Origin of the sequence: Paenimyroides viscosum (assembly GCF_003858535.1) — a bacterium.
GTDB lineage: Bacteria > Bacteroidota > Bacteroidia > Flavobacteriales > Flavobacteriaceae > Flavobacterium > Flavobacterium viscosum.
In genome coordinates, this window is the sequence record NZ_RQTJ01000033.1 from 1 (window position 1) to 25396 (window position 25396).

Below are 25396 nucleotides of genomic sequence, written 5' to 3' on the forward strand. Positions count from 1 at the left end.
CTATACAAGAACATATATATTCTAAAAAGCAAAAAAGAAGCTGTCTAGTTTTGAGACAGCTTCATTTTTTTGTCCATTCTAAAGATTCCATTAAGGTTTTCATGTCTTCTTCAATGTATTTTGTTGCGGGGTAAATAGAATCGAAATTTGGTTTCGAATAAAAATAAAGCGTTCCAACTACAAAGTTTTTAGTGCTGTCTGTAGCATAAAACTGAACATTGGTAGCAGCATCGCCAATAACTTTATAAAACATACCATAAACATTTTTTTCTGGATGTTCAAAAACCGTTTCCTGAATATCATCTGCCTTAACAATATGTTCGTACGTTAATTTTTGTGCATCTTTTAAAAGTAAATTCAGGTTGTTATTTACCGGACGGTAATTAATATAAATACTCGCCTTCATTTTAGGATAATCAATTTTAAACGAAAAATTTTCATCGGGTTTTACAACAGTTCCTTTATTTTTGTTGAATTTAAAAAATCCGTTAGGTTCGGTATAGGTTTCATAAGTCGCTGTAGGATATTCTAAACTTAAAAAACCGTCGGGTTTTGGGATCGCGTCTTCTTTACAGCTTGTTAAAGCCAGAGCAATTATAGCGGGAACTAAAAATGTACTAGTTTTCATTAATGGTTACTTTAATTTTTTCTAAACGGCGTTTGTGAATGCTTACAATTTTAAAAAAATAATTTTCAAAAGTAATGGTATCATCTGTTTTCGGAAAATCTTCAAATTGTTCTAATAAAAATCCACCTAACGATTCGGCATCTTGTCTGCTTTCTTCAAACGGTTCTTCATCAATATCTAAGATTCTACAAAAATCAAGAATAGAAATCTTTCCGTCAAAGATATAAACATTTGCATTTAGTTTTTGATACAATTTATCGTCTTCATCTAATTCATCTGCAATTTCACCTACAATTTCTTCAATGATATCTTCTAATGAAATAATTCCAACGGTTTCACCATATTCATCAACCACAACTGCCAAATGGTTTTTGTTTGATTGAAAATCGGTCAATAAATCATCTAGCTTTTTAGTTTCGGGCACAAAATAAGGTTCTCGCAACAACGTTGTCCATTGAAAAACTTTTTTATCTAAAAACGGAATCAAGTCTTTAATGTACAAAATGCCCGTAATGTTATCTATGCTGTCTTTGTAAACCGGAATACGCGAATAACCTTTTTCTATAATCTGCGGCAGAATTTCATGAAAAAGCTCATCATCACTTAGGGCAAAAATATCAATACGCGGAGTCATTACTTGGGTAACTTCGGTTGATCCAAAAGAGGCAATTCCTTCTAAAATACGTTGTTCATCTTCGTTTGCCGGGTTGTAATCGGTCATTTCCAAAGCTTGCGACAATTGTTCCATTGAAAAAGAATCGTCTTTCTTGTCAATTTTGCCAACAATAAAGCGGTGTGTTTTTCTAAAAATCCAAGTAACCGGAGTTAATATCGTACAGAAAAAATAAATGATTGTAATTGTTTTTACGACTACTCTGTTTAATTGACGCGAACTGTAAATTCTAGGATATATTTCACCAAATAATGCCAAGAAAAAAGTACCTATAAGCACTACAATTATAATTCCCCAAAAATTAATGATGAAAAAGTGGTTGTAAACAACAAATAAACTCCATAAAAACAACACTTTAAAAATGGTATTACTTAAGTTAATTGTTACTTGTAGTTTTATGGGCTTGTCTAGTAATTTTTGATACAATTTGGCTTTAGTTGGGAACGATGCCAATAGTTGTTCGTATCGGTTTTTAGATGTTGAAAAGTACGCAACTTCTACCGCTGCAAATAATGCAACAAAAAATAAAGAAATTATAAGGCAACAACTTGTAAAAGCTAAATAAAGAAGTTGCGTTATGGCGGGGTCAGGATCCAAGTAAATAAGGTTTTAGTTAATATTAAAAAGGAATATCGTTTAGTTTGTCGTAATCTGAAATTTTCGGGACTTCAAAATTATTCAATTTATCATCTTCGTGTTTCATGGCTTTTGTTTTAGAATCAATTTCTTTTTTAACATTCAGAAAAATAAATTCGGTAACCTGAATTTCGGTTGTATGCTTTGTAGTTCCGTCTTCGGTTTGCCAGTTGCGCGTTCTAATTTTTCCTTCTACGTAAATTTTATCGCCTTTGCTTAAATATTTTTCACATAATTCGGCAGCTTTATTTCTAAAAACCAGATTATGCCACTCAGTAGAAGTGATTTTTTCGTTGGTGGTTTTATTAAAATAAACCTCGTTAGTTGCAATAGAAAAGCGAGCAATAGAATTACCGCCTTCAAAATAATGCATTTTAACCTCGTCACCTAAATGACCTATTAAAGTTACCTTGTTTAAAGTTCCGTACATAAAATGTGTTCGTTATCAATCAAAAATACTAATTTTTTTCAAGCGTAAAAAAATCTTTTAAAAAATTCCATATAACAATTGGATACGCATAAGTGTGTAAATCGTTAATTGCCGATGTTTGTTGGTTTGAAGTAAATTCAGAAATATTTATTTCGTAAAAATTGATATGCAGTTGTTGGTGCGATAATTTGTGTTTGATGGTATTTGCGGTAACTTTTTTTATGTTGTTGTTTGGATACAAGTTTGATAAATGTATGAACAATTCTTCTTCATTATCTGATGAGGTTTCGAAAAGCGGAAGTTCAAACAACTGTTGCCAAATATCTTTTTCTGTTCGTTGTTGAATCACTATTTCGTTGTTTTTTCTTAAAATAAGATAATTCAAATATCGGTTTTTAACGCTGATTTTCTTGTTTTTTACAGGCAACTGTGCAACTTCGTTCTTTAAAAAAGCAAAACAGTTTTCGTTAAAAATACAGCTGTTGCATTTAGGGTTTGCAGGTAAACAAACGGTTGCACCAAAATCCATAATAGCATGATTGAACAAATCGGGATGTTTTGTTGATATCAGTTCATTTGCCAGATTTTGAAATATAGTTCTAGTTTTAGTAACTGCAATATCATCATGAATTCCGAAAAATCGAGCCAAGACTCTAAATACATTTCCATCAACTACAGCAATAGGTTCTTTATATGCAAACGATGCTATTGCAGCTGCCGTGTAGGGTCCAATGCCTTTTAGTTTAATAATTTCAGCATACGATTTTGGAAAAACACTATTTAATTCTTTATAAATATATTGAGCCGTAAAATGTAAATTCCGTGCACGCGAATAATATCCTAAACCCTGCCAAAGCTTTAAAACGGCATCTTCATCTGCTGTTGCCAGATCTTTTAAAGTAGGGAATTTTGTAGTAAAAGCTTCGTAATATGGCAAGCCTTGTTCAATACGTGTTTGCTGCAAAATAATTTCCGAAAGCCAAATGTAATAAGGGTTTACGGTTGTTCGCCACGGTAAACTGCGCTTGTGTTTTTTATACCAATTAAGCAGTTGGTTGGTAAAGTTCATCGGTACAATTTTAAGGCGCAAAGATACACGATAAAAGTGTGGAGATTGCCGTTAAAAAACCGTTTAATTTAAAATATGTAACTTTGTAATAGTAGAAATTAAAAAAATAAATATGTTAGAAATCAAGACGTATAGTCAAGAAAACAAACCTAATCAAAATGAAAAAGAAACAATTTTAAACTTTCTATTTAAAAATTTAGAGCAATACGGCGATCCAAAACAGGATATCGAAAAGTGCATGAACTATGCATTAAACGAAACTCCTTCTTTCGGTGGCTTCATCGTTACCGCGTCATTAGAAAACAATATTGCAGGTGCTGTAATTGTAAATCAAACCGGCATGAAAGACTACATTCCCGAAAATATTCTGGTTTATATTGCAACAGATGCCAACCAACGTGGAAAAGGCATCGGCAAAGCATTAATGCAGCACGCAATTGATAACGCCCAAGGAAATATTGCCTTACATGTAGAACCAGACAATCCTGCAATAAAACTTTACGAAAAGCTTGGTTTTACCAACAAGTATTTAGAAATGCGCTTAAACAAGTAATTGTTATGGCAGTAATTACGTTACATAAAGAACGTTTACAATACAATTTTGAACGTTTAGATTATTTCTTTAAACTAAAAGAAATTCAATGGTCTGTAGTAACCAAAATACTCTGTGGAAATGAACTTTTTTTGAAAGAAGTTTTAAACTTAATGCCTGATCAGGTGTGCGATTCCCGCGTTAGCAATTTAAAGGCGATCAAGAAAATTAATCCTAAAATTGAAACCATTTACATAAAACCTACGCCCAAACGGTCGGTTGCTTCGGTGGTGAAATATGCCGATATCAGTATGAATACCGATATTGAAACCATTAAACTACTTTCGCACGAAGCCCAAAAGCAAAACAAAATTCATAAAATTATCATTATGATTGAATTGGGTGAGCTGAGAGAAGGTGTAATGCGTGAAGATGTAATATCGTTTTACGACCATGTTTTTCAGCTTAAGAATATCGAAGTTGTGGGTATAGGCACCAATCTTTCGTGCTTGTACGGCGTGTTGCCAAGCACGGACAAGTTAATTCAGCTTTCATTGTACAAACAGTTAATAGAAGCAAAGTTTAACAAAAAAATACCGTGTGTTTCCGGCGGATCTTCTGTAACCATTCCACTGATATTTCAGCACAAACTTCCTGCAGGCGTAAATCATTTCAGGGTAGGCGAAACACTTTACCAAGGAACCGATGTTTATAAAGATGAACCAAGCAATTTATTAAAACAAAATGTATTTACACTTAAAGCTGAAATTATAGAGTTGATAGAAAAGCCAAAAATTCCCGAAGGCGATTTTGGAACCAATTTAGAAGGGAAATCATTTACTTTTGATGAAAAAGAAATCGGGAAAACATCGTTCAGAGCCATTTTAGATTTAGGTATTTTAGATGTAGATCAGGCAAATATCTTTCCGAAAGATGAAAATATTCGCTTTTTTGGTGCTAGTTCTGATATGATTATTGTTGATTTGCAGACAAACGATAAAAAATATAAAGTGGGCGATTATTTAGAATTTACTTTAAATTATATGGGCACATTACGCGCTATGAACTCTTCTTATATAGAAAAAGTGGTGGTTTAATGACACTAACAAACTAATGTTAATTACTACAATTGGTTTATTTCATTAAAATTTAATGTATTGAAAGGTAGATATTATAATAAAATTAATATATTTGCACACTCAAAAAACAGACAACAAATTAATTTATAAACAGATAATGACTAAAGCAGACATTGTAGCTAAAATTTCAGAGAAATTAGGGCTTGAGAAAGGTGATGTGCAGGCAACTGTGGAATCTTTTATGGAGGAAGTAAAATCTTCTTTAGAAAGTGGAGATAACGTATATTTAAGAGGCTTTGGAAGTTTTATTATTAAAACTAGAGCTGAAAAAACAGGAAGAAACATCTCTAAAAACACAACAATTAAAATTCCTGCTCACAACATTCCGGCTTTTAAACCAGCTAAAGTGTTCGTAGAAGGTGTTAAAACAAACACAGACGTAAAATAAATAATTACTAACTTAAAAACTACAAGATTATGCCAAGTGGTAAAAAAAGAAAAAGACATAAGGTAGCTACGCACAAACGTAAAAAAAGAGCGAGAGCTAACCGTCACAAAAAGAAAAAGTAGTTTTAAACTACTTTTTCTTTTATTACAAATTAAAAAGTTCTTTGAAAAATCTTTTAAATTTTAGTTTAAAAGAAAGGGTAATACCTGTTTAATGTTTAATCCATCTGTATTTTTGGTTTCAAGTTTTTATGGTTTCAAGTTTTAATAAACTTTAAGCCTTAAACTTTAAACTAAAAGAAGCAGATAAAAATGTACCAAGTGAACAAAGAGTTAATTATTAGGTCTGGTTCCAATACAGTAGATTTTGCCTTATTAAAAGATGGGAAATTAGTAGAATTACACAGAGATAGAGAAGATGAAAAAGGATTCTCGGTGGGCGATATTTTTATAGCTAAAATACGCAAACCAGTTCCTGGCTTAAACGCAGCGTTTGTAAATGTAGGCTTTGATAAAGATGCTTTTTTACATTACCACGATTTAGGACCAAACCTTCCTACACTCATGAAGTTTACAAAGCTTGTAACTGCAGGTAAATTAAATGATTTCACTCTTAAAAAATTTCCTTTTGAACCCGAAATTGATAAAAATGGCGTTATAACCGATGTGTTAAGTGCTAATCAATCAATTTTAGTACAAATAGTTAAAGAACCTATATCAACCAAAGGTCCGCGAATTAGTTCAGAACTTTCGCTGGCAGGAAGATATCTTGTGTTGGTTCCTTTTTCTGAACGTGTTTCGATCTCACAAAAAATCGAATCAAAACAAGAAAAAGAGCGTCTTAAAAAAATGATGCTTACTATTAAACCAAAAGGTTTTGGCGTTATTGTTCGTACAGTAGCCGAAGGCAAAAATGTTACAGAATTAGAAAAAGACTTACAAGGTTTAATGGATAAATGGATTTTACTTTGTAAACGTTTAACCACAGCTCATCACCCATCAAAAGTTTTTGGCGAAGTAAACAGGGCATCAAGCATTCTGCGCGATGTTTTTAATGATACTTTTACCGGAATCCATATAGATGACGATGAACTTTATTACCAAACGAAGGACTATCTGCAAGAAATAGCCCCTTCAAAAGTTTCCATAGTAAAACATTATAACAACAAAGAAGTGCCGTTGTTCGAGAAATATCATATTGAACGACAAATAAAAACTTCATTCGGTAAAACCGTATCTATGAGTAAAGGAGCCTATCTTATCATAGAACACACCGAAGCTTTGCATGTTATTGATGTAAACAGCGGAAACCGCTCTAACAAAGCGCTCTCTCAAGAAGATACAGCTCTTGAAGTAAACATGATCGCCGCATCAGAAATTGCACGCCAGTTAAGATTGCGCGATATGGGCGGAATTATTGTAGTTGATTTTATTGACATGAGTAATCCCGAAAATCGTAAAGTTTTATACGATTACCTAAAAGAAGAAATGAGCGATGATAAAGCAAAACACAAAATCTTGCCTCCTAGTAAATTTGGATTAATTCAAATTACTAGACAAAGAGTTAGACCTGAAGTTTCTATCAAAACAAAAGAAGAAAACCCTGACCATAACGGAGAAGGAGAAATTGAGGCTCCAATTTTAGTTATTGATAAAATATCAGCTGACCTAGAACGAATTATTAAAGAGAATAAAAGTATTGTTTTAAATGCGCATCCTTTTATTGCTGCTTACCTAACAAAAGGTTTCCCGTCTGTACGAACCAAATGGTTTTTTGAATACAAACGCTGGATAAAAATTATACCGCGTGATGCCTACACGTATTTAGAATACCACTTCTTTGACAAAGAAGGTAATCAAATTGAAAACTAAAGCCGAATGAAGATTCGGCTTTTTTTGTTTATAACCTTCATTTATTTCAAAAAAAAATGTTTAAAAAAATATCAATTCATAAAAATTGTTATATTTGTTTTAACAATTAATAAAAAAATATTATTTATGAAAAAAATTACCTTAACCTTATTAGGGTTAGTTGCGGTATCTACAACTGCAGTAGCGCAGCAAGAAGTGAAATTTGGTCCAAAAGCAGGTGTGAACTTTGCTAATATTAGTGGAAAGGACGCAGAAGACAACAAAATGTTGATCGGATTTCATGTGGGAGCATTTGCAGAAATTAAGTTTAACGACAAATTTGCAATTCAACCTGAAATTCTATATTCTGCACAAGGTGCTAAACAAGAGAGTTCTCAGACAATTGTTGGTGTAACTACTTCTTCTGAAACTACTGCCAAAACAAGTTATATAAATGTACCTATCATGGCTAAATATTATGTAGCACCAAGTTTTGCTGTGGAGTTAGGACCTTATGTAGGCTTTTTGATGTCAGCTGATGCAGAAAGTAAAACTACAGTAGGAAGTGTTACTTCAGAAAGAGAAATGGATATTAAAGATTCTACTAACTCAATTGATTTTGGAGTTGGAGTTGGTGCTAGTTTTAATTTAGATAATGGATTTTTTATCGGTGCCCGTTATAATCTTGGTTTAACAAAACTTGGTAAAGACAGTTCTCAAACTGTTGGAGGAATGGAAGTTTCTACAGAAGCTTTAGATACTAAAAATGCAGTTATCCAAGTAGGAGTTGGTTACAAGTTTTAATAATTACAATATTTTATAAACCGCAACAATCTGTTGCGGTTTTTTTGTGGAAAAAAGATACAGTTTTGTAATCTCAATTATAGCACGTTTGTGTTATTTTAAGTAATTTCGGCTTTGGATTAAAATTTGATAATTATTCATAAATGCCCAATACTATGAAAAAATTCCCTAAAATTCCTTTAGCACTTTTTACAGCATTCTTATTTGGAACCGCTGTACAAGCACAAGATTTCTCATTCGGACCTAAAGTAGGTTATAATAATGCAAAATTAGAAGGTAAAAGCTGGCAGGATTTTCACGACAATAATTCCATCAACGGATTTCATGTCGGTGCATTTGCCGAAATTCGTTTTAACAAATTCGCCATTCAGCCCGAAGTTTATTATTCGTCAGCAGGTGGTAAGTGGAAAACTACATTTGAAAACGCTATCGTTGAACACGATTTTAACTTAAGTTATATAAACGTGCCGTTAATGTTGAAATATTATATCACCAACGGAATCGCCATTGAAGCAGGTCCACAAGCAGGGTTTTTAACCGATTCTAAAGTGAAGTTTGCAGACTTAAATCCTGACAGTCCTAAATTCAACGATTTCGATTTCTCGCTGAATGTTGGTTTAAGCGTTAATTTACCTTTGAACTTTATGATTTCTGCACGTTACAATGCCGGAATGACAAATGTGATTGATGAACCGAATGTAGATTGGAAAAACCGCGTAATGCAACTTTCTGTCGGTTACCGTTTTTAATTTACAGGTTTTCAAATAAGTTGAGTTTTACGTCAGTTCGAGTAAGAATTTTGAAGAAAATCGGAGAAATTCTGTATCGAGAACTAAATAAGAAAGCTGTTTAGGAAAGTTAACTATTGTCATTCCGGACTTGATCCGGAATCTCATTTATTTTGATTAAAAACTTTATGAGAAGCTGAATCAAGTTCAGCTTGACAAATTAGTGTTTGTTAAACAGTTTTTTATCTTTTATTCTGAAAAAAAGTCAGCATCAATTCCTTACATTCATTCTCTAAAACACCATAAACAATTTCAGTCTTCGGGTGCAGTTGTCCGCCCATTGAAGTAAAACCACGTTTGTTATCTTGTGCACCAACCACAATTTTAGAAATCTGACTCCAATACAACGCACCGGCACACATTTGGCAAGGTTCAATTGTTAAATACATGGTGCAGTTTTTTAAATATTTGCCGCCAATGGCATTTGCCGCCGCAGTAATTGCCTGCATTTCGGCATGTGCAGTAACATCATTCAAATTTTCGGTTAAATTATGCGTTTTCGCTATTATGGAATTATTGGCAACGATGACCGCTCCAATTGGAATTTCGTTTTTTAAAAGCGCTTCTTTTGCTTCGTTTAAAGCAATCCGCATAAAGTATTCGTCGTTCAGCAACATCTCAAATAGTAAATTATTCGTTCAAAAATAAGATATTATTGTAAATTTGTTCTGTAATTTAAAAGTTAATGGCTCCAATTTTACCAACAATTCAATTTCCTTCCGATTTAAAATCGAAAACCATACCTCAGCTGCTACAGTTAGCAGACGAGATTCGTAGGTTTATTATCGATGTTGTTTCGGTAAACGGTGGTCATTTAGGTGCAAGTTTGGGTGTTGTAGAATTAACTATTGCCTTACATTATGTGTTTGATACACCTATTGATAAATTGGTTTGGGATGTGGGACATCAGGCGTACGTACACAAAATTTTGACTGGACGTAAAGGTGTTTTTGAAACCAATCGTCAACAAAATGGTTTAAGCGGATTTCCAAAAATCAGCGAAAGCGAATACGATGCTTTTGGTGTTGGGCATTCATCTACATCTATATCAGCGGCTTTGGGAATGGCGATTGCTAGCAAATTGAAAGGCGAGAACAATATACAGCATATTGCGGTTATTGGTGATGCGTCTATTGCTTCGGGAATGGCGTTTGAAGCCTTGAACCATGCAGGTGTTACAAATGCCAATTTAATTGTTGTTTTAAACGATAATGCTATTGGGATCGATCCAAGTGTAGGTGCGCTGAAAAGCTATTTAATGCAGGTAAAACAAGGCGAAAATCCAAAGAGCAACAACATGGTTAAATCTTTGAATTTTAAATATGTGGGACCGGTTGACGGGCACGATTTAAAAGCATTGATTCATGAGCTGCAACGATTAAAAACAAAAAATGGTCCGCAGTTTTTACATATCACCACCACCAAAGGGAAAGGTTTAAAACAAGCCGAAGAAAATCAGGTACTGTATCATGCACCGGGAAAATTTGATAAAATTACAGGCGATCTGCTTGAAAATAATATACAGAAGTTTACAAAATATCAGGATGTTTTTGGGCTGACTTTATTAGAATTAGCTCAGCAGAATCCTAAGATATTTGCCATTACACCTGCCATGCCAACAGGAAGTTCATTAAAATACATGATGGATGCTTTTCCCGAACGCGCTATTGATGTAGGTATTGCCGAACAACACGCAGTTACTTTGGCAGCTGGTATTTCATTAAGTGGTTTTACTGTTTTCTGTGCCATTTATTCTACTTTTTTACAACGCGCTTACGATCAGTTGATTCACGATGTGGCGTTGCAAAATATTCCGGTGATTTTCTGTATAGATCGTGCAGGTTTGGTGGGCGAAGACGGCGCAACGCATCAAGGTGTGTTTGATATGGCGTTTTTACAACCTATACCACATCTTAAAATTTTGGCTCCAAAAGATGCTATAGAACTGCGTCAAATATTGTTTACGTTACAAGAAAGTAATAATCAACCTGTTGCTTTGCGTTACCCACGCGGATATTCAGCTGTTGAAAATTGGAAAGTTCCTTTTGAAAAGATCGATCTATCTAAAATTCAAACCATCAAAAAAGGTAAAAAAGCAGCCGTTTTTTCAACAGGAACCATTTTGCAAAATGTTTTAGAAGCTTTAAGTTTTGATACGGATCATTTTGCAGTTTATCATTTCTTACAGATAAAACCATTAAACGAAAAAGAAATTGTTGGGCTTGTTAAAGGTTTTGATACCATTGTTACAATAGAAGAAGGTGTGATAAAAGGCGGTTTTGGCAGTGTAATCAATCAGATTATTTTGGCAAACAATATAAATATTAAGGTAATAAATTTAGGTGTGCCCGATGATTTTATAGAACACGCTACAGTAAATGAACAGTTTACACAGTGTGGTTTAGATGTAGAATCTATGCAAAATTTATTTAAAAAAATACAGAATGTTCAAATTTAATATAGTTGTTTTTTTTATGTTGTTAGGTACAGGTGTTTTTGCGCAACCTGTAGATACGCTACAAATTAAAAAAACTAAACAAACAATTGATACTTTTTACCGTACCCAATTTTCAGTTTTTGATACTTTGGTTAAAAAGAACGATACGCTTTTTTTACGTCCTATAACAGTAGAGCAAAAAATGGTTTTGCAAGATTCGGTATTAATGAATCTTAAATCAGAAAATGTTCAACAGGTGGTTGTATCTACCTTTGAAGTTACAAAGCGTAATAAAAATACCGATTTGGCTTATTTTTTAGTCTCAAAGCCAACTGGTTTTGTTTATGACAGATTGCCGCGAGCAAATTCACAAATTCTGTATGATGCTTTATCACCCATACGATCTGAAATGAGTTTTTGGAAAAAAACAAATAGTTTAGGGTTGGATATCAACCAAGGAACGTTTTCTAACTGGAATGCCGGAGGTTTTAGTTCGGTTTCAGGTATCGTTAAAGGAGATTTTACTCGTAAATATGAAAAAGGACGAACAGTTTGGTTAAACGAATTAAAAGTGCGATACGGTTTAAATAAACAAGAAAATTTGGAGTTACGAAAAACCGACGACGTTTTAAACATCAATACATCTTTTGGTTATAAAACTTCGGTAAAATCAAATTGGTATTATTCTGCAAAAATGACCTTAAACACTCAAATGGCGAACGGATACGCGTATCCTAACGTAGAAGATCCAATTTCGCGTGCCTTTGCACCAGCTTATCTTTTTGCGGGTATCGGTTCAGAATTTTTTAAAAACAACTTTAAAGCCTATATTTCGCCACTTACCTTAAAATCTACATTGGTGTTAGATGAAACGCTTGCCAATAAAGGTGAATTTGGTTTGGCAGGAGGCGTGTTTGCCGAAGATGGAACACTTTTACAAGCCGGAAAAAAATCAAGAAGCGAACTGGGTTTTTTGTTTACCAGCGAATGGAATAAATCTATCATGAAAAACGTTAATCTTAAAAACAATCTTACTTTATACACCGATTATTTGAATAATTTTGGAAATGTAGATGTGGATTGGCAGCTTCAAATTGAAATGAAGGTAAACAGCCTGATTAAAGCAACTTTGGGTGGACATTTAATTTATGATGATGATATAAAAAACAAACGCGATGTAAACGGCACACAAATTACCGAAGGTCCGCGCGTGCAGTTTAAACAGTTGTTAAGTGTTGGGTTGGTTTATAATTTTTAGTATTGATCCATCGTCACTTCAAGTAGCGTAATGTAATGAAGTGTATCGAGAAGTTTTGTTCTCGACAAGCTTGAACTTACGACTGTAAATATATTTTTTTAGGATTGAATGTTACTATTTTAATAATTTGTACATGATGAAAGTTTTTTTTAGCATATTGATATTTTTGGTTTCTTTAAAAACATTTTCGCAGGCTGTAGATAGTTTGCCGGCTTTAGACAGAACCATAAAAGTAACTGATCCCTTTTACCGTGAAGACCAATTTTATGTGGGCGTTACGCATACTTTAATGTTGAAACAACCTCAAAACTTCTCTACAAACTCTATTTCTATTGGAACGAATTTTGGTTTTCTGCGCGATTTTCCCATTAACAAACAACGAACAGTTGCCATTGCTCCAGGATTTGGTTTTGCATTTTATAATTTGCGACATAATTTGGCATTGATTGATAATGATCCCATTACTTTTGAAATTGATAATAACAGCAAAAAAAATGTACAGAAATTGTCGTATATAGAGATTCCCATTGAATTTCGTTGGCGTAATTCAAAAGTACATTCGCATAAATTTTGGCGTGTTTATACCGCAATTAAATACAGTTATCTGTTAAATTCAACTTCAGAATACGAAGGCGTTTTAGGAAATCACAGCTTTAAAAACAGCGATTTGTTGTCAAGATCTAATTTAGGAGTTTATATTTCGGCAGGTTTCAACACTTGGAATTTATATGGTTATTACGGTTTTAAACCGTTGTACAACAAAAACGTAATTGATAACGCAAGCCATATAAACATGTTGAATGTAGGGTTGATGTTTTACATTTTATAAAACAAAATAAACGACGGCACAAAACCAATTAACGCGCCAACAATAATTTCTACATTGGTATGTGCTCTTAAATACAAGCGAGATGTTGCTACCAAACCAATAATAATTAGTAACGCTGGTAAAATATAAAATGGGTTTAAATAATACGTGGTAGTTTGGTTTACAAACAGCGGAATAGCGCTGCAAACGCTTGCTACATGCACGCTGTATTTACGTTTCAACAATATGCCGAAGAATAAAATAGAGTACGAAATACAGTAGCCTATAAAAAATATCTTTAAAGAGGAATTGGATGCGTTTTCCCAGATTTTAAAAATCAAAATGTTTATTATTACGATATTCAAAAACATAGGTGCACTACGTTCGCGCAGATTTTTTATCATTACTGATGATTTTAACAATCCCAATGATTTCAAGAAAAAGTAAATACAAACAGGTAACAAAAAAGTCATTAAAAAAGCTTGGCCAGTTGCTAAATATCGTTCTAAAGGGATAAAAAAATCGGCATTTAATAAGTAAAAACATCCTGTGATTATTGTTGGAATAAAAACAGGATGGAATAAGTAGGATATTATTTTAGCAACATACTTCATTAAATCTTTTTGCGCATTCGTGCTACCGGAATGTCTAACTGTTCGCGGTATTTTGCAACCGTTCTACGAGCAATAGGGTAGCCTTTTTCCTTAAGCATTTCTGCTAATTTATCATCTGGCAACGGTTTTTGCTTGTCTTCGTCGGCAATGATATTTTGTAGAATTTTCTTGATTTCTATTGTAGAAACTTCTTCACCTTGATCATTCGTCATTGCTTCAGAGAAAAATTCCTTAATCAACTTGGTTCCGTAAGGTGTATCAACATATTTACTGTTGGCAACACGTGAAATAGTAGAAATATCTAAACCAACCATATCAGCAATATCTTTTAAAATCATCGGACGGATTTTCGTTTCTTCTCCTTCCAAAAAATATTCTTTTTGATATTCGATAATGGCACTCATGGTAACAAAAAGCGTTTCCTGACGTTGTTTAATGGCATCAATAAACCATTTGGCACCGTCTAATTTTTGTTTTATGAACTGTACCGCATCTTTTTGAGCCGACGATTTTTCTTTTGCTTCCTTGTACGTTTGCATCATTTCCTGATAATCTTTAGAAACGTGCAGTTCCGGGGCGTTACGGCTGTTTAAATGCAGTTCAATTTCGCCATCATCAACCTTTACGGTAAAATCAGGGATAATGTGTTCTATAGCACGGGAATTTCCTGCAAAGCTTCCGCCTGGTTTAGGGTTTAATTTTTCAATTTCATCAATCGCTTTGCGAAGTTGCGACTGTGAAACATTGTATTTTTGTAATAACTTATCGTAATGTTTTTTGGTAAACGCCTCGAACTGATTTTCAATAACGTCTTTCGCCAGATCAATCGATTCGTTTGGTGTTTTATTGTTTAACTGCAACAACAGACATTCCTGCAAATCGCGCGCGCCCACACCGCTTGGTTCCAATTCGTGGATAATATTCTCCAAGATACTTTTAACCTGCTCTTCGCTTGCGTAAATACCTTGCGTAAATGCCATATCATCTACAATATCCTGAATATCGCGGCGAATGTAGCCCATATCGTCCATGCTGCCGATTAAAAATTCGGCAATAGTACGTTCTTCATCAGTTAAAATAAAGGTATTAAGCTGTTCAATTAAGTTTTGATGGAAACTAACCTGTGCTTCAATCGGCATAAAGGTTTCCTCATCATCATCGCTGTAATTGTTGCTTTTAAGCTTGTAATCGGGTATTTCGTCGTCACTTAAATAATCATCAATATTGATGTCATCTGTGTCGATATGCTCATTGTCGTAATCATCAAATTCGTCCGAATTATCTTGAAACTCATCGGCATCGGTCACTTCATCTTTCCCAGATTCCAACGCCGGATTTTCAACCAATTCTTCTTTTAATCGTTGTTCAAATGCAAGCGTAGGCAGTTGAATCAATTTCATTAATTGAATTTGCTGAGGCGATAATTTCTGCGATAATTTAAACTGTAAATTCTGTTTTAACATTTTATAATGCTCCTATAACTTTTAGTAATAAAAAAAGTTTGACACAAACTAATTTAGTCAAAAATAACAAATAATTAGCGTTGTGTCAAACTTAATATGCTATAAATCTATGAAAGATTCTTTTTTAAAATTCTGCGTTTTGCGGTGTTCTTGGGAACGGAATTACGTCGCGAATGTTGGTCATGCCGGTTACGAACAATACCAAACGTTCAAAACCTAAACCAAAGCCCGAGTGAACTGCCGATCCAAATTTGCGGGTATCCAAGTACCACCATAATTCTTCTTCGGGAATATTTAATGCCTGCATTTTTTCTACCAGCACATCGTAGCGTTCTTCACGTTGCGATCCGCCTACGATTTCACCAATTCCAGGGAATAAAATATCCATTGCACGAACCGTTTTTCCATCGTCGTTCAAACGCATGTAGAACGATTTGATGTCTGCAGGATAATCAAACAAAATTACCGGACATTTAAAGTGTTTTTCAACCAAGAAACGTTCGTGCTCACTTTGTAAATCGGCACCCCATTCTTCAATTAAATACTGGAATTTTTTGTTTTTGTTTGGTTTCGATCCTTTTAAAATATCGATTGCTTCGGTGTAAGAAACGCGTTTGAAATTGTTTTCCATAACAAATTTCAGTTTTTCCATCAATGTCATTTCCGAACGATCTGCCTGTGGTTTCGATTTTTCTTCATCGATCAATCTGGCTTCCAACTGCAATAAATCGTCTTCGCATTTTTCAACCGTATATTTAATTACGAATTTGATGAAATCTTCCGCCAAATCCATATTATCGTCTAAATTATTAAAGGCAACTTCAGGTTCAATCATCCAAAACTCGGCTAAATGGCGGGATGTGTTTGAATTTTCTGCACGGAAAGTAGGCCCAAACGTATAGATTGATCCCAATGCCATTGCATACGCTTCACCTTCTAACTGACCAGAAACGGTTAAGTTGGTGTGCTTGCCAAAGAAATCTTCTTTGTAATTAATGCTTCCGTCTTCGTTTTTCGGAGCAGAACCATCTAAAGGCAAAGATGTAACCTGAAACATTTCACCAGCACCTTCTGCATCAGATCCCGTGATGATCGGCGTGTTTACATAGAAAAATCCGTTGTCTTGAAAGTATTTGTGCACTGCGTAAGAAAGCGTACTGCGCACACGCATAATAGCACCAAACATATTGGTACGAATGCGTAAATGAGCATTTTCGCGTAAAAATTCTAACGAGTGTTTTTTTGGCTGTATCGGATATTTTTCAGCATCAGAATCGCCTAAAATTTCCAACGTATTTGCCTGAATTTCGTATTTCTGACCTTTACCCTGACTTTCAACCAACGTACCTTTAACGCTAATTGCCGCGCCGGTTGTAATACGTTTAATGGTTTCTTCAGGAAAAGCGTCTAATTCTAAAACGCATTGTATGTTATGAATGGTAGATCCGTCATTTAACGCAATGAACTGGTTGTTTCTAAAAGTACGAACCCAGCCTTTAGCCACTACTTCTTGTAAAAGATTGGAACCTGCTAAAAGATCTTTAATCTTAGTATGTTTCATTATATTTTGCTATAATTTAGATGTCAATAAATACAGTCTGTAAAATTACAACTTTTTTAATTGTTTTAACGGATTAATTTTATTGAAAACAATGCGTTGAATTTTAATATCTTTGAAATAATCACAAATATCAATTTGTTAAACCATCTTTTTATGAGGTTTCTTTGTATTGTATTTATATTGATTTTTGTTTCGTGCAAAGAAGAAAAGGTTCGTTTGCATGAAGATTTTGTTTTCAGTTATGATACTGTTTTCATGGCCAGAAATTACCCAGAACATCCTCATATCTTTTATTATGTTTTAAATGAAAATGACAAAAAAAGAATAAATGATTTTCTTAATACATTAAAAGATCAGGATTTTAAAAAAGAATATATTCAACAAGGTATAATAGATGCAGGTGCTTATCAGTTTCAATTTCTAAATCAAAATCAGTTAGTTTTTGTTTATGGATTTAATGGGGAAGATGAAATAGAAGAATTAAAAAGTTTGAACAAGTTTAGTAGTTTCTTAGTTGAATTAGAAATTTCAAAAATGATAAAATATAACGACACTACTCACTATGGAATGGAAAAAGTTTATTGGAATAGAGATGTAGATTTCGGGAATATAGAAAGATTTATAATTCCAGATATTCCTTATGACACAATACATTATATTAAATAGAAATTTTATGAGGTTTCTTTTTATTGCATTTATATTGATTTTTGCTTCGTGTACAAAAGACAAAGTTCGTTTACATGAAGATTTTGTTTTTGGGTATGCAGGAATGCAAAATTTGAAAGTATATAAATTTACAAGCGATACCGTTTTTGTTTCCAAAAATTATCCATCAAGAGTAAAAGCGTATTTTTATTTGATTGATGATTATGAGAAAAATAAAATCAATGAATATTTAGATAGTATTAAGGGGAATAATTTTAAAAAGGAATATATAAATGATGATGTGGTAGATGGATTATATTATCAATTTGAATTTCTAAAAAGTAAAAAACGAGTGTATGTTCAGAATTTCGAATCAGAAGAAACAAAGAAACTTACAGAGTTTGCAAATTATTTGATCAACCTAAGTGCTAGAAAAAAGGAAATAGAACATTCTAATTTAAAAATTGATTTTGGAAATGTTGATGTTTTCTATCCACCCGAACCAAATCCTTTTGAATAAACTAATTAAACAATAAAAGCAAAATAAAAATGAGCATTAAAAAAGCATTATTAATTGAATTAGAACGCGAAAAAGCAAATACAAAACGCATTATTAGTCGTTTGAACAACGAGAGTTTTGGTTACAAACCACACGAAAAGTCAATGACTTTGGGTGAATTGACAAATCATATTGTTGAACTGCATAACTGGGTTGATTTTGTTTTAAGTAAAGAAACGTTTGATTTTCATGTTGATTATACGCCTACAAAATTAACTTCGATTGATGATTTGTTGAGTAAATTAGAAAGTGATTTCGAAAAAAATAAAGCAATTATTGAACAAATGGACGAAACAGTTGTTCTTGAAGATTGGACACTAAAAGCTGGTGAACATGTAATTGCTGCTATGCCAAAAACCGGTGCATTGCGTTTTATTGTAACCAACCATTTAATTCACCACCGCGGACAATTAACGGTTTATATGCGTTTGCTGGACATTCCTGTTCCGGGAATTTACGGTCCGTCTGCAGATGATAAAGCGTAAAAATTTTACCATATAGAATTATAGAAAATTTACTTTTTCGTCGCTTCGAGTAGCGTAACGAAGTGAAGTGTATCGAGATGTTCTCGACAAGCTCGAACTGGCGGAAACCTTTTATCTTTTTGGTTAATATAAAATTTAGCAATGATTTATAATGGAAATAGCCGATTTAGTCGGCTATTTTTGTTTGTCACATCGAGCGAAGTCGAGATGTTATTTTTATTAAATTTTATTCATTAAACAGAATCAATAAAACGCAATAATTCAGCAGTATGTAAATTACTCAACGTGTGATTCCATTCGCCTACAATAATTTTGTTCGATTTACGCAAACGTTCGTAGGTATAGTTGTAATCTAAAACTTCGTCGTTCTTTCCTAATAGAATCAATCCGTTTGATAGATCTGCTGACGGATTTTTTAATTGATTTGCCAGCAACATCGGAAAAAGATAATTATCAATTTTTCGTTGTTCCACATTTAATAACGGATTTATCAGTACAAACGATATTTCTTTATCTGAAAATTGCTCTAAAAGTTGATACGTAAAATTTCCACCAGTTGATGATCCGATCAAACAAACCGGTTCGTTCCAATTAATTTGGTTATTAAGTTGCGAAGTTAGTTGCTGTAAAATATCCGGCTGATGTTCGTTCCATTCCAAAGCAATTGCTTTGGCGTTGTTTGCTGTTGCGTGTGCCAGAATTTTTTTAAACTTGGTGCTATTTGCGCCTGTGGTGCCAAAACCGTGAATGTAAACGTACTGCATTATTTTTGCGTGAATAATTTTATGGTGTAATCAATTAAATCGCTGTTTCCTGTTAAACCGTGTCCGGGAATCAATTTCGGCATTTGTAACCGTGCTTTTTAATTTGGTTGCTGTTTCTGCCCACGCTGATTCATTGGCATCTGTCAAATTTCCTTTTCCAGCGTTTAATTCCTTAATCAAACATCCGCCGAACAAGACTTTTTCATTCGGATAATACGCTACAATGTTGTCTTTGGTATGACCTTCGCCAAAAAAGTATAGCTCTGCAAATAGGTTTCCTACGGCTATTTTTTCTTGAGTATCAAAAGATTTTAAAGGAATAGGAAGTTTCTTTTCTTTAGCAATTTCGATTGTTTTGCTGTTTGCAATCGATGGAATATGGTGTTTGTGAAACGCATTTAATCCGCCCAAACAATCGTCATGAAAATGAGTAGGAACAACCGCATTTATTTTACTTTTTAGGCTGTTTTGAATCCATTGGATCAATTCTTCAGAAATTTCATCGTTCACAGGTGTATCAAAAACCACCGTTTCGTTATTGTTGTGAACAATCATTCCGTTGCAAAGTACATTGCCAAAACTTTCGGTTTGTAAAAATGATGTATGTTGATATACGTTAGACGAAACCTGCGTTATAACTAATGTTTCGGACTGATAAACGGTTTTGTTTTCTGATTTTTTCTTCTGTGCAGAACAACTTAAAGTTACTATCGAAATAAAAGAAAGCAGAAATAGTTGAATGATTTTCATGGAATGCAGATTTCATTCAAAAGTACAAAAACAAAAAATCCGTTTCAATTAAAAACCGGATTTTAATGGTTTATATTTTCGTAATCTTATTGTTTACGCCTGCAACTGCGGTGATAACTTTACCATCGGCAGTTGATGTTTTCTTGTAATTCACTTTGTTTCCGGTTCCTTCAATGCTAATCGATTTTACATCGTCAACCGTAACAACATTATCTACACCTTCAATTTTCACGGCATTACAAGATCCTGTAATGGTAATTTTGTTGTTGGTGCCTTCAATTCGGATTGTTTCATTACCTGTGGCTTCTACTTTTTGAGAAATACCTACGCCTTCAATTACAATTTCTGTAGGCTGTGCTTGGGTAATAGTATTGTTTTTTTTGTTTGATATAAGTTCTGATGCTGTTGCAACCGTGATAATTCCTAAACATAAAACAGATAATGCTATCATTCGCTTTTTCATAGTTTTTCTTTTTCTAATAAATATACAATTATAATACCAATTTTTTTACTTGTTGGTTTAAAATTTAACTCAATTATAATTAACATTTGCCAAGCTGAACTCGTTTAACTTCGTTCTGTTCACAAACTCGGGTTAGTTTCTCATTATTTTACATATAAGTACGCGATCCTGAATCAAGTTCAGGATGACTGCGGCGAAGACTAAAAATTAATAATACAGGTGAAAACCCAAATTGGTACATAGCGTATAATGTTTTTGGAATAACGTTTCAACAACATCGGTAACATCATCAATATCTGCAAACAGACTAAAAAAATGATAATCTAGCAGCATACTGCTTGTAAAGCTTTGATCCTGATATCCCGAAATGGCTCTAGCACCTGTAATATCTAGAAAATATTGAGCCGTTTCACTATCGATATTCAATGTTTTAGAATTGGCAAAATGCAGTATTTTGCCTTTTAATTTTCCTTCAAAAAGTTCGGCAATTTCTTCTAAAGTGTATAAATAATCGTTTACAATGATCTCGTTTTCACTTCCGCCACAAATAAAATAAAGCAAATCGTAATCTTTAAAATTTCGATCCTCATACAGTAGCGTGTTTAAACTGTTTTCAAAATCTTCAATAGAATCAACGGCTTTGTAAACATTCACAATACTATGCTGTTTTACCAGTTGTTCCAAAAGCGGAAAAATCTTGCTTTCTGCAGATTCATCGACCGTTTTAACGCATTCCAAACAAAATAATTTCAGTTGATCGTTAGATAAATACATCGGTTATTTTTTATCAAAGATATTATTTCGTTTACTTTTAAAAAAGCGATCGTTTTTGCCAATCATTAAATTTTTGTAATATTTAATATACTATTTAAATTTCTTTAACGTTTTAACAGTTAGGTTTGCAATAACCAAATTGTATTTATGAAACAACTGTTACTTTTCTTTTTACTTTCGATACCCGCCTTTGCACAAAAATCTTTTTTAGTAAAGGATAGTTCAACCAATGAACCAATTGCTTACACAAGTATTTTTACTGAAAACGGAACTTTTAAGGTAAATGCCGAACCCGACGGAAGTTTTATAATACCTAATAATTTTTACACGAAGTGTTTGTTTTTGATGCCGTTGGCTACGAACAGAAACAACAACTTTTAACCGATATTGTTTTATTAGAAACAAAAAGCGAAGTTTTAGATGAGGTTGTGATTGTACCCAGATTAGGGACAAAGGAGATCAAGGAGGGTAGGATCAACACAAAGAAATCAATAAATATTGCTTTTTCTGAAAAGGGTAAAAGGATATCTACATGCGTCAAAGTTTAATATTGAAAATAGTGAATACAAGTTTATAAAAGAAATTAGTATCAGAACAAAATCTAAAATTAAAGAGGCAAAATTTGCTTTAAAAATCTATTCATCAAATGAAAATGGGGAGCCTGATGAATTGCTGCATGATGTTCCAATTATTGGTTCGGCTAAAAAAGGAAAGAATACAACTACCATAAATGTCGAACATTTAAACTTACAAGTTTTCTCAAAATCAATTTTCTTAGTAGTTGACTAACTATATTTGGAAGAGAATAGCTATTATGAAGAGTATGATGGTAAAAAAGAAAAATTTTATGATCCTAGATTTTCATTAAATACTTCAAATGAGTCAAATATATGGTATTTTAACCCAACTTTAAAGAAATGGATTCACGTTAATTTTGATTCTGATCCAGATTACCATAAAGAGAAATATTTTGTTTTTCAAATAGAACTCACCTTAACAAACTAGAACCAATACAAACATTTTTGATAGCTATTTATTTAGCAGAAAAGCCACTCGATTGAGTGGCTTTTTAATTATACTTTCATGATTTCTGCTTCTTTTTCAGCGTAGATTTCATCGATTTTTTTAATAAAATTATCAGTTAATTTCTGAACGCGGTCTTCGGCATCTTTACAAATATCTTCAGAGGTTCCTTCTTTTTCCTGTTTCTTGATGTCGGTATTCGCGTCTTTACGAGCATTACGGATCGATATTTTAGCATCTTCTGCTTCTGTTTTCGCTTGTTTTGCTAAATCTTTACGACGCTCTTCTGTTAACGCAGGAATGTTAATAATAATCATGTCGCCGTTATTCATTGGGTTTAAACCTAAATTAGCAATCATAATTGCTTTTTCAATAGGTTGTAACATGTTTTTTTCCCAAGGTGTAACGGTTAACGTACGCGGATCTGGTACATTAATGTTTGCAACTTGTGACAAAGCAGTTGCCGACCCATAGTAATCTACAAAAACCGCCCCTAACATTTGCGGGTTGGCTTTACCAGCACGTATGTTTAATAAAGCTTTGTTTAAATGCTCAATAGAACCGTTCATAGATTCTTTGGCTTCGTCTATAATAAAATTAATTTCTTCTGTCATGACTTTAAAATATCTTGTTAATAAACGGTTGTTCCAATATTGTCACCTTGGCACAATTTTAATAAATTACTTTCTTTGTTCATATCAAAAACAACAATTGGTAGGTTGTTTTCTTGACTTAAAGTAAATGCAGTAGTATCCATAACATTTAATCCTTTTTCTAAGACATCGGCAAACGAAATGTTTTCATATTTAGTTGCAGTTGGATCTTTTTCAGGATCGGCAGTATACACGCCATCAACTCTTGTTCCTTTTAAAATAACATCGGCACCAACTTCAATTCCTCTTAAAACAGCAGCGGTATCAGTTGTAAAATACGGATTTCCCGTACCTGCACCAAAAATTACAATTCTGCCTTTTTCTAAATGGCGAACGGCTCTACGTTTAATATATGGCTCTGCAATTGCTTCAATTTTTAAGGCTGTTTGCAAACGGGTAAGCATTCCTGCATCTTCCAACGCGCCTTGTAACGCCATTCCGTTAATTACGGTTGCTAGCATTCCCATATAATCGCCTTGAACGCGATCCATACCTTTGCTAGCACCGGCAACGCCTCTAAAAATGTTTCCTCCGCCAATTACAATGGCTACTTCTACACCTAAATTAACTACTTTTTTTATTTCTTGCGCATATTCTGCCAAGCGATTTGGGTCAATACCATATTGGTTGTCGCCCATTAAAGCTTCACCGCTTAATTTTAAAAGTATTCTTTTGTATTTCATACCGAGGAAAAATTTATTTGCAAATATATCATTTTTGCTATTGTTTAAAAACGCTTAAGGTAATTTATCTTTTATTTTTCCCGATCTATTTTATTTGGGTTTTGACGGGTATCGAAAACATCGCCAATTTTTATCAGCATTTCATCGTCATCAATTGAATAAATGATTTTGTAATTCAACGCTAACATATAGTGATATGTAATTAATCTGTGCTGTAAAGTAGGTTCTTTTTGTCCGATTTTTGGATTGTTGAGTACAATATCCGGAGCTAAAAGTATTTTAGTAATAATTTCTAAAGCAACTTTTGAAGTTGCTTTTTGCGTGTAATAATTGAAAATAACATCAATCTGTTTTTCAGAAAATGCAGACCACACAATTTTATAGTTCACCGCTTAGTATTTTGAAAGAAGTTCAGCGGTTGTTTTAAACTTGTTGTTTTCAAAATCTTTTTCCGATTGTAAAATACGTTCGTTTAATTCCTCCACAGTAAAAGGCTCAAAATCTTTTTCAGATTCTGATTGTTTCGCATTTCTTAAAAGTTTTTCAAATTGAGAGATCATTTCTTCGCTTTGAAGTTTAAGAAAAGCCTGTACAAATTCTATTTTTCTTGTTTGTAAGTCCATGGTTTTAAAACTCTTTGCAATTCAAATTTACGAAAAAAAATCAGATAATTAAAAAACATCAATTATGAATGATTCCCTTAAGGCAATTTATCTTTTATTTTTTCGAAGTTCTTTTTTGCTTCCTGATAACCGATGTCAAAAATTTCGTCCATTCTTTTTTTCGATGTTTCAAAGGTGCTGTAATTTGCAAGAGCTTCGGGCTGAATATGCCAGTCACACAATTCGTTTTGCGGAAAAGTATTCTGCATCATCATAATTTCAAAAGCGCGTAATGCAACCGATTTTATTGATGTAAACCGAGTTTGATTATACATTAACACCGGATTTACATTGCTGCCAATTAAAAAATCGCAACGCCCCTGAATGGTATTTACCGGATAATTATTTAAAATACCGCCGTCGCTGTACACTTTATTGTTGATAATTACCGGTGAAAATACTCCAGGAAATGCGCTTGATGCCAATATTGCCGATACTACTTTTGTGTTTTTATGAAAGATTTTTAATTTACCGCGTTCAATTTCGGTTGCCGAAATATACAGTTCAACATCTAAATCTTTAATGGTTTTGTCGCCAAATTCTTTATCAAGATAGCGTGCAAACTGATCGGCATCTAAAAAACCAGCCTTTTTAAAAGATAAATGCGTCCAACTGAACAAACTTACCGATTTAAAAAAAGTAAGTATGCTTTTAGGTTTCATTCCATTGGCATACAATCCGCCAACAATAGATCCTGCGCTTGTTCCCGATATAATTTCCGGAAAAATTTCTTGCTCGTTTAAAAACTGTAACACACCGGCATGGGCAATTCCTTTGTGACCGCCGCCCGATAATGCCAAACCGAAAACGGTTGAATTGTTATTCATTATTTTTTGTAACGTTAAATCGTTATTTTT

Annotated in this window: 31 protein-coding genes and 1 pseudogene; 15 read left to right on the forward strand and 17 right to left on the reverse strand. The window is 33.4% G+C overall.

Features of this window, described 5'->3' with window-relative positions; translation table 11 throughout:
• Window positions 1-61 precede the first annotated feature (61 nt).
• From gldD to mutY, 4 genes are read right to left on the reverse strand one after another with little or no spacing between them, the layout of a single operon-like run.
• Window positions 62-628, reverse strand: coding sequence for a gliding motility lipoprotein GldD (gene gldD, locus EG242_RS12200; RefSeq protein ID WP_124900143.1), 567 nt, complete (start codon window positions 626-628; stop codon window positions 62-64).
• Complete coding sequence (gldE, locus tag EG242_RS12205; RefSeq protein ID WP_158608871.1) at window positions 618-1898, reverse strand: gliding motility-associated protein GldE; 1281 nt, start codon at window positions 1896-1898, stop codon at window positions 618-620. The genes gldD and gldE overlap by 11 nt, the downstream gene beginning before the upstream one ends.
• A gap of 22 nt (window positions 1899-1920) precedes the next feature.
• Complete coding sequence (locus tag EG242_RS12210) at window positions 1921-2367, reverse strand: single-stranded DNA-binding protein (protein ID WP_124900145.1); 447 nt, start codon at window positions 2365-2367, stop codon at window positions 1921-1923.
• A 28-nt stretch (window positions 2368-2395) separates the two neighbouring features.
• Window positions 2396-3436: an A/G-specific adenine glycosylase gene (gene mutY / locus EG242_RS12215; protein WP_124900146.1), complete on the reverse strand. Its 1041-nt coding sequence runs from the start codon at window positions 3434-3436 to the stop codon at window positions 2396-2398.
• A gap of 112 nt (window positions 3437-3548) precedes the next feature.
• On the opposite strand from mutY, the gene EG242_RS12220 reads away from it, so the two are divergent.
• From EG242_RS12220 to EG242_RS12245, 6 genes are all read left to right on the forward strand, one after another.
• Entirely contained in the window at window positions 3549-3989 is a 441-nt protein-coding gene (locus EG242_RS12220) for a GNAT family N-acetyltransferase (protein ID WP_124900147.1), read from the forward strand.
• Window positions 3990-3994: 5 nt separating this feature from the next.
• The gene (locus EG242_RS12225) at window positions 3995-5065 is read left to right on the forward strand and encodes an alanine racemase (protein ID WP_124900148.1); all 1071 of its coding nucleotides are present in this window, start codon (window positions 3995-3997) and stop codon (window positions 5063-5065) included.
• 94 nt (window positions 5066-5159) lie between these two features.
• The gene (locus tag EG242_RS12230) at window positions 5160-5495 is read left to right on the forward strand and encodes an HU family DNA-binding protein (protein ID WP_223810741.1); all 336 of its coding nucleotides are present in this window, start codon (window positions 5160-5162) and stop codon (window positions 5493-5495) included.
• Between the two features lie 320 nt (window positions 5496-5815).
• Window positions 5816-7366 carry an Rne/Rng family ribonuclease gene (locus EG242_RS12235; protein WP_124900149.1) on the forward strand — a complete coding sequence of 517 codons (1551 nt, stop codon included), beginning with the start codon at window positions 5816-5818 and terminating at the stop codon, window positions 7364-7366.
• 126 nt (window positions 7367-7492) lie between these two features.
• The gene (locus EG242_RS12240; RefSeq protein WP_158608872.1) at window positions 7493-8149 is read left to right on the forward strand and encodes a porin family protein; all 657 of its coding nucleotides are present in this window, start codon (window positions 7493-7495) and stop codon (window positions 8147-8149) included.
• Between the two features lie 155 nt (window positions 8150-8304).
• On the forward strand, window positions 8305-8898 hold the full coding sequence (locus EG242_RS12245; RefSeq protein WP_158608873.1) for a porin family protein: 594 nt from the start codon (window positions 8305-8307) through the stop codon (window positions 8896-8898).
• A gap of 221 nt (window positions 8899-9119) precedes the next feature.
• Here the strand turns inward: EG242_RS12245 and EG242_RS12250 are convergent, their stop codons facing one another.
• On the reverse strand, window positions 9120-9554 hold the full coding sequence (locus EG242_RS12250; protein ID WP_124900152.1) for a nucleoside deaminase: 435 nt from the start codon (window positions 9552-9554) through the stop codon (window positions 9120-9122).
• Window positions 9555-9622: 68 nt separating this feature from the next.
• Between EG242_RS12250 and EG242_RS12255 the strand changes: the two genes are divergently transcribed.
• The 3 genes from EG242_RS12255 (at window position 9623) to EG242_RS12265 (ending at window position 13461) form a co-directional block, all read left to right on the forward strand.
• Window positions 9623-11395, forward strand: a complete 1773-nt coding sequence (locus EG242_RS12255; RefSeq protein ID WP_124900153.1) for a 1-deoxy-D-xylulose-5-phosphate synthase — start codon at window positions 9623-9625, stop codon at window positions 11393-11395.
• Window positions 11382-12632: a DUF3078 domain-containing protein gene (locus EG242_RS12260; RefSeq protein ID WP_235831912.1), complete on the forward strand. Its 1251-nt coding sequence runs from the start codon at window positions 11382-11384 to the stop codon at window positions 12630-12632. The genes EG242_RS12255 and EG242_RS12260 overlap by 14 nt, the downstream gene beginning before the upstream one ends.
• 133 nt (window positions 12633-12765) lie before the next feature.
• Complete coding sequence (locus EG242_RS12265; protein ID WP_124900154.1) at window positions 12766-13461, forward strand: outer membrane beta-barrel protein; 696 nt, start codon at window positions 12766-12768, stop codon at window positions 13459-13461.
• Here EG242_RS12265 and EG242_RS12270 read toward each other — a convergent pair.
• The 3 genes from EG242_RS12270 to asnS form a co-directional block, all read right to left on the reverse strand.
• Entirely contained in the window at window positions 13449-14054 is a 606-nt protein-coding gene (locus EG242_RS12270; protein WP_124900155.1) for a hypothetical protein, read from the reverse strand. The two genes, EG242_RS12265 and EG242_RS12270, sit on opposite strands and share 13 nt — an antisense overlap.
• Window positions 14054-15517, reverse strand: a complete 1464-nt coding sequence (gene rpoN / locus EG242_RS12275) for an RNA polymerase factor sigma-54 (protein ID WP_124900156.1) — start codon at window positions 15515-15517, stop codon at window positions 14054-14056. The genes EG242_RS12270 and rpoN overlap by 1 nt, the downstream gene beginning before the upstream one ends.
• Window positions 15518-15641: 124 nt before the next feature.
• Window positions 15642-17078, reverse strand: a complete 1437-nt coding sequence (gene asnS / locus EG242_RS12280) for an asparagine--tRNA ligase (RefSeq protein ID WP_124900157.1) — start codon at window positions 17076-17078, stop codon at window positions 15642-15644.
• A gap of 153 nt (window positions 17079-17231) precedes the next feature.
• Between asnS and EG242_RS12285 the strand changes: the two genes are divergently transcribed.
• Genes EG242_RS12285 through EG242_RS12295 form a run of 3 tightly spaced genes read left to right on the forward strand, consistent with a single transcriptional unit; the run spans window position 17232 to window position 18767 of the window.
• Window positions 17232-17744, forward strand: coding sequence for a hypothetical protein (locus EG242_RS12285; protein WP_124900158.1), 513 nt, complete (start codon window positions 17232-17234; stop codon window positions 17742-17744).
• Window positions 17745-17751: 7 nt separating this feature from the next.
• Entirely contained in the window at window positions 17752-18243 is a 492-nt protein-coding gene (locus tag EG242_RS12290; RefSeq protein ID WP_124900159.1) for a hypothetical protein, read from the forward strand.
• A gap of 29 nt (window positions 18244-18272) precedes the next feature.
• The gene (locus EG242_RS12295; RefSeq protein ID WP_124900160.1) at window positions 18273-18767 is read left to right on the forward strand and encodes a DinB family protein; all 495 of its coding nucleotides are present in this window, start codon (window positions 18273-18275) and stop codon (window positions 18765-18767) included.
• Window positions 18768-19000: 233 nt separating this feature from the next.
• Here the strand turns inward: EG242_RS12295 and EG242_RS12300 are convergent, their stop codons facing one another.
• The 4 genes and pseudogenes from EG242_RS12300 to EG242_RS12315 form a co-directional block, all read right to left on the reverse strand.
• Window positions 19001-19531, reverse strand: coding sequence for a YqiA/YcfP family alpha/beta fold hydrolase (locus EG242_RS12300; protein ID WP_124900161.1), 531 nt, complete (start codon window positions 19529-19531; stop codon window positions 19001-19003).
• Window positions 19531-20281, reverse strand: a pseudogene (gene bla, locus EG242_RS12305) (subclass B1 metallo-beta-lactamase). Before bla ends, EG242_RS12300 begins: the two are co-directional and overlap by 1 nt.
• 70 nt (window positions 20282-20351) lie before the next feature.
• Complete coding sequence (locus EG242_RS12310; RefSeq protein WP_124900162.1) at window positions 20352-20744, reverse strand: DUF3060 domain-containing protein; 393 nt, start codon at window positions 20742-20744, stop codon at window positions 20352-20354.
• 207 nt (window positions 20745-20951) lie between these two features.
• Complete coding sequence (locus EG242_RS12315) at window positions 20952-21518, reverse strand: DUF6642 family protein (protein WP_124900163.1); 567 nt, start codon at window positions 21516-21518, stop codon at window positions 20952-20954.
• A 147-nt stretch (window positions 21519-21665) separates the two neighbouring features.
• Here EG242_RS12315 and EG242_RS12320 point away from each other — a divergent pair, with 147 nt between their 5' ends.
• From EG242_RS12320 to EG242_RS12330, 3 genes are all read left to right on the forward strand, one after another.
• Window positions 21666-21899, forward strand: coding sequence for a peptidase associated/transthyretin-like domain-containing protein (locus EG242_RS12320; protein ID WP_124900164.1), 234 nt, complete (start codon window positions 21666-21668; stop codon window positions 21897-21899).
• A 117-nt stretch (window positions 21900-22016) separates the two neighbouring features.
• Entirely contained in the window at window positions 22017-22307 is a 291-nt protein-coding gene (locus tag EG242_RS12325; protein ID WP_124900165.1) for a hypothetical protein, read from the forward strand.
• 6 nt (window positions 22308-22313) lie between these two features.
• Window positions 22314-22523, forward strand: a complete 210-nt coding sequence (locus tag EG242_RS12330) for a hypothetical protein (protein WP_124900166.1) — start codon at window positions 22314-22316, stop codon at window positions 22521-22523.
• Between the two features lie 68 nt (window positions 22524-22591).
• On the opposite strand, the gene frr is transcribed toward EG242_RS12330, so the two are convergent.
• The 5 genes from frr to EG242_RS12355 all read right to left on the reverse strand — a co-directional run bounded on the left by frr (window position 22592) and on the right by EG242_RS12355 (window position 25366).
• The gene (frr, locus tag EG242_RS12335) at window positions 22592-23155 is read right to left on the reverse strand and encodes a ribosome recycling factor (protein ID WP_124900167.1); all 564 of its coding nucleotides are present in this window, start codon (window positions 23153-23155) and stop codon (window positions 22592-22594) included.
• 17 nt (window positions 23156-23172) lie between these two features.
• Window positions 23173-23877 (reverse strand): UMP kinase, encoded by a 705-nt coding sequence (pyrH, locus tag EG242_RS12340; protein ID WP_124900168.1) that lies wholly within the window; start codon window positions 23875-23877, stop codon window positions 23173-23175.
• Between the two features lie 71 nt (window positions 23878-23948).
• The gene (locus EG242_RS12345) at window positions 23949-24266 is read right to left on the reverse strand and encodes a type II toxin-antitoxin system RelE/ParE family toxin (protein WP_124900169.1); all 318 of its coding nucleotides are present in this window, start codon (window positions 24264-24266) and stop codon (window positions 23949-23951) included.
• 3 nt (window positions 24267-24269) lie between these two features.
• Entirely contained in the window at window positions 24270-24500 is a 231-nt protein-coding gene (locus EG242_RS12350; RefSeq protein WP_124900170.1) for a hypothetical protein, read from the reverse strand.
• A gap of 77 nt (window positions 24501-24577) precedes the next feature.
• The gene (locus tag EG242_RS12355) at window positions 24578-25366 is read right to left on the reverse strand and encodes a patatin-like phospholipase family protein (RefSeq protein ID WP_124900171.1); all 789 of its coding nucleotides are present in this window, start codon (window positions 25364-25366) and stop codon (window positions 24578-24580) included.
• Window positions 25367-25396: the final 30 nt, after the last annotated feature.